The organism is Xanthovirga aplysinae (assembly GCF_009711365.1).
GTDB classification, from domain to species: Bacteria; Bacteroidota; Bacteroidia; order Cytophagales; family Cyclobacteriaceae; genus Xanthovirga; species Xanthovirga aplysinae.
In genome coordinates this window covers 1-4,742 of the sequence record NZ_SMMB01000854.1, presented here as the reverse complement: position 1 = coordinate 4,742, position 4,742 = coordinate 1, and the positions used below count along the sequence as shown (strand labels likewise).

Below are 4,742 nucleotides of genomic sequence, written 5' to 3'. Positions count from 1 at the left end.
GCTTACTTTTACTTTGATTCGGTTTTGGCTGAATCCATATATAATAGTTAATAGAGTAAAAGAAAAATTTAGAAAAGTTTTCCTAATAGATTGTATTGGATTTTAAAAATTTTGTTTACTTACTAAGTTTGAATATAATTGGTAAGACTACTTTTACTTTTACTTTCTTTCCTGCTTGCTCTCCAGGCAACCACCCAAGTTCATTTGAAGTTTTTTGGAAGGCTTCAACCGCTGCTTCATCACATCCTGCCCCTATTCCTCTAACTGCTTTTGTATCACTTATTGAACCGTCTTCGTTTACTATAAACTGTAAATAGACACGTCCCTCTACACCAAGTTTTCTAGCCTCATCAGGGTATACTAGGTTTTTAGCCAAGCCTTTATAAAGGGCTGTAGTTCCACCATTTACTTCTGGTTTATTTTCTACTACAGTAAAAATTTCGTTGGAATCTTCTAGCTGTTTTGTCGAAAGTGTGGGTTGTTCTGAGGCAACCATTGATTCATTCGAGTGCGGGGTAGTAGCTGTAAGCTCTTCCTTTTCACAAGAAGCCATTGTGAAGATCAATACTGTAAGAGGGATGGAAGCTAAAAGCTTCCAGTAATTTTCCGTTTTGTTAGTTTTAAGCATGGTAATTCGTTTTAAAGTTCGAGATTTATTGAAATGATTGGCTGGACTAAATTCAATTTGTTGGATTACTTGTTTTGCCAAAAGGCTAATATATTCTTCAGTAGAGCTATGTTCGATTACGCTATGGTCGGCAATGTATTCATGATTTTCAGAGACTGCTTTTTGATAAAATCTGAATAGGGGATTAAACCAGAATACAATTTTTAGGATCTCCACAAAGAGTATATCTAAGCTGTGTTTTTCATTGATATGTGTTAATTCATGGTTAAGAATTTCCTTTGATTCTCCTATGCTGATTCCGCATTTATTATTCCATAATAGAAAATGGAAAAAAGCACAGGTTGGATATTGTCCATTAGTGTTTATGAGAATATATTTGCCTTTTTTCTTCTTTTTTTGTTTGGATATAAAAAGAAGTAGTTTTCCATATTGTACGAGTGTTTTATAGGCAAAAAAGAGAACACCAGCCAAATAGGTTACTAGCGAAATATTAATCCAATTTGGGGAAAATGAGCTTTGGTTGCTGAGAGGAACCTGCATTTGCGACAGGTAAAATACAAATTCTGAGTCTTTTTCCCCCCTAACTAAATTTGGAAAATAGGGGAGCTTAAATAATGGGAACGTTAGTGCCATTAATAAAGAGCCCAAAAGATAGAAGCGATTAAATTGAAATGCTTTTTCCTTCTGAAGAAGCAGAATATAGAATCCGTAAAAAAGAGCTAGGGACAGGCTGGAAGTAAGTAGGTAGTTAAGCATCTTAGTTGTCTTTTGATTGGTCTAAATCTCCTTTCACATGTTTCATCAATTCATCGAGTTCATGTGTGTTCAAATTATTGTCTTTGGCGAAAAAGGAAACTAAATTTTCAAATCTGCCACCAAAATATCCTCCCATGAAATTCTTCAGGAAAAAGCTTCGATATTTGTCTTTGGCAATAAGTGGGAAATACTCATGTGTTTTTCCGTAAGCCTTATGTCCAACGAATTCTTTTTTCTCTAAAATTCGAATAATTGTGGACACTGTGTTATAAGCGGGCTTAGGTTCAGGCATTTTTTCAATAATATCCTTTACAAAGGCCTTCTTTAATCGCCAAAGGATTTGCATGATTTGATCTTCTGCTTTTGTTAGCTCTTTCATCTTTTTTGAATAAATTGATTCACAAAAGTAATATAAAACTATTATTATAGTTTATCAACTTTTTGATTAGTTTATTAACTATAATAATAGTTGTAATGTTTATTTATGTCTATAATTAAAATGAATTCTTAGTTTTAAGGGGATGTGACTTCGATTTCTAATCGAATAGAATAGTACTTTTAATTCTTCTTCACCGGTCCGCATTTTAGGAGTATAGTATTGCTTGGCCCTGGGCTCATATCATTGAGGCCATTTCTTATTTAGCCTATTTCGGGAATCTTACCACTAGTCCTTTTCTTTAGCATTTGTAAGGTTGGACCCCGCCCATCTTGCCAGTGTGATCTCCTTTTCTTCTATATTTAGATTAACTCTGCTGATAATTGATTCATTACCCCGTAAATTAAGGTTATAAAATAGATGAATAAGTAAAAAGCTTAACGGCCAAATAATTTCCTTAGAAAAGGCTTACCTTAATAACTCTAATAAAGTAAAAGGCTTCACCAACTAAAAAGAAAGGGTCTTGGGAGTCCTTTAGGCCTATTGAATTCATTTCTTTCTATTCAATATTTGAATAGAAGTGCAAAAAAAATATTCTGGATATACGGTATACCTAATTGAGTTGGAGTGCCTATTGTGACTGATTAAATAGATTCGACCTCATTACAATGGGGTCAAGGGGGAATACCATTATTCTTGATGACTTAGAGGTAGATATTCCAAGGGTTTTCCTAAGTGCAGTCCCATACTTTATTCTCATCATTAGTACGGCTGGAATTAATATTCAAAAGTTGATGATGCAAAAGGTGATAATTGGGTAATAAGAGAAAAGGCCAACTAAGAGAGTGTTTTAAAATGGCTTTTAAGATTGGAAGCTGTAGTAAAATATGGATTTGTTTATGAATCACTTGGTCTCCATACTAGGGATAATAATTATTTGTTTTTTTGTTCTAATAGAGTGAAACCATTACAAAATATTTATTTGCAAATTATCTCAATTTCCTATTTGATGGAAGAACAGAAAAAAAGAAGCTATATCAAAAGTTTATAAAGCTTCTTTTTTAATCATTTACAACTATTTGAGTATTTTCTTAAGTATTAAAATCTATGGCCGTTTATATTTCTTTTGATACAACCTTCTTTGAACCCTTAGTTTTGAATTAATTTTCTTTTAGTCTATAATACATTTTTGAGTTGCTTTTTGTCCATTTCCACTTAACTCAATGAAATAGACTCCTTTTGTTAAATTTTGTTGAACGTGCCATTCGGTTTGATGGCTTCCTGTTTGATATTCTCGGGCTTCCCATGTTTTCACCAGACGTCCTGCCATATCATATATTTGCAATTGATAAGTACCAGCTTCTCGAAGATGAAATTTTAGAGTGGTTTTTCTCCGGATGGGATTAGGAAATGGGGGTTCTAGCACGATGTTTGATTCCCTTTCCTTTAAAAGGTTACTTTCAGAGCCTACAACGGCAAAACTTGTGACAACACTCCTTTCTCCTTTTTCATGCACCGCTTCCAATGTTAGGTTATAGACTCCTTCAGGTAGCCAATCCTTTATAACTGATTCGTAATATCCCTCTTTTTTGTTGAAGTTAAGAACTGAGCTTATAGTTGGGGAGGAGTTATTGTTGCCTAAACTTTGGGTTTGATTAAGTACTGCTGTCACCAGGGCATCATCCAAAAAATGGTTGTTTGCGTCATTTAAAGAAAGCTTTAAAGAGATGGGTTCTCCACTTTGATATACCTTCTTGTCAGAGTTGAGCCCAGTGTGTAAGGTTGCCTTGATGCCATTGTCATGAGTTAGAATACCCAAAAATGGGTATGAAGATTGGATCTCGTATTCTCCAGCAAGGGCATCTTCAAAATCAAAATTAATTTGATAGGTCCCTAAACCTGGGTTAGAGATGATGTCTTTTTCCTCAATTGTTAGAAATTTATTGTCCGGAGTTTTAACTTTAAGTGAAGAGATGTTCTGCTGCTGATGAATTTCTAAGTGCGCATTTTTTTCTCTTGAAAGTTTAAATGTTTTGAAGCCTTCGGCTGAGGAAATAATTTGAGCTTGGCTACTAATGGCAGATAAGGGGTAATAATTAGCATCTTCACTACTAAGCACCTTTTGGGTGGAGGCAGGCTCCTTGATTTCTTCTTCTATGAATTGCCAAACATGTCGTCCATAAGCAACTTCAAGGTGATCTAATTTGGAACGTGGGTCTCCATAACCTCCTAAAACAACCTCTGAATTAGGTCTTTTGCTACTGAAGTAAGGGACTATTCCATCGTTTCCTCCAGTATCTATTCCCCCACTTGTGGCACTCAAGAATAAGCCGGGAATAAGAAAAATTCCGCTATAATCCCAAGCCCCCAGGGTCCGAAAATCAGAGTCTTCATTTGAGGGGGAATAGTCTGTTCGGTTACGAAAATCAGCCATAGACCCTGTTTGAAGGCAGCCCGTTGCATCATTGTATTGCCCCAAAGCAGCAGCTAGCCACCAGGTATAGTTGCTATGGGCAAGGTCAGCTAGGCCTGTTCCAAAATGAGGGGAGCTGAGGGTAATCGTTTTTTCTACATAGGGCCAAGCACCAAAATGGTGCAAGGCAGCATCCGCGTCTACGCCCCCCTTGCTATGACCTATTAAGATAACTTGAGTAACCTCGTAATGATCACGTATATTGTCGATCATACCTGCGAGTAATTCCCCATTGTGCCACATGTCTTTATCTGGTGCCAGCGACACATAAGCAGACCGATACCCGGCCTCATAAACATAGGAATACATATCGCTGATCAGCCACCAGAAAGAGGCTCTGGTGTTATAACCATGAACAAATACCAATACAGGTTTATCGGAGGAATTAATTGGCGTAGCTCCAAAATAGTAGTTGCCTTCATCACTACCATTATCATTCAAAAATGCCCCCTGAAGTCGTTTGTTTTGGTTGGAATAAGATTTAGGATTTTCTAATTGAAACTGCGCAA

General features: G+C 36.1%; 4 protein-coding genes. 1 reads left to right on the top strand and 3 read right to left on the bottom strand.

Going from position 1 to position 4,742, the window contains the following annotated elements:
* Positions 1-115: 115 nt before the first annotated feature.
* Together E1171_RS06800 and E1171_RS06795 are read right to left on the bottom strand one after the other, a co-directional pair.
* Positions 116-1,384 (bottom strand): M56 family metallopeptidase, encoded by a 1,269-nt coding sequence (locus E1171_RS06800; protein WP_155205257.1) that lies wholly within the window; start codon positions 1,382-1,384, stop codon positions 116-118.
* Between the two features lies 1 nt (position 1,385).
* Positions 1,386-1,763: a BlaI/MecI/CopY family transcriptional regulator gene (locus tag E1171_RS06795; protein WP_155205256.1), complete on the bottom strand. Its 378-nt coding sequence runs from the start codon at positions 1,761-1,763 to the stop codon at positions 1,386-1,388.
* Positions 1,764-2,428: 665 nt separating this feature from the next.
* Here E1171_RS06795 and E1171_RS06790 point away from each other — a divergent pair.
* Positions 2,429-2,581, top strand: a complete 153-nt coding sequence (locus E1171_RS06790; RefSeq protein ID WP_155205255.1) for a hypothetical protein — start codon at positions 2,429-2,431, stop codon at positions 2,579-2,581.
* A 350-nt stretch (positions 2,582-2,931) separates the two neighbouring features.
* Here the strand turns inward: E1171_RS06790 and E1171_RS06785 are convergent.
* A partial coding sequence (locus E1171_RS06785) for a T9SS type A sorting domain-containing protein (RefSeq protein WP_155205254.1) occupies positions 2,932-4,742 on the bottom strand: 1,811 nt, incomplete at its 5' end.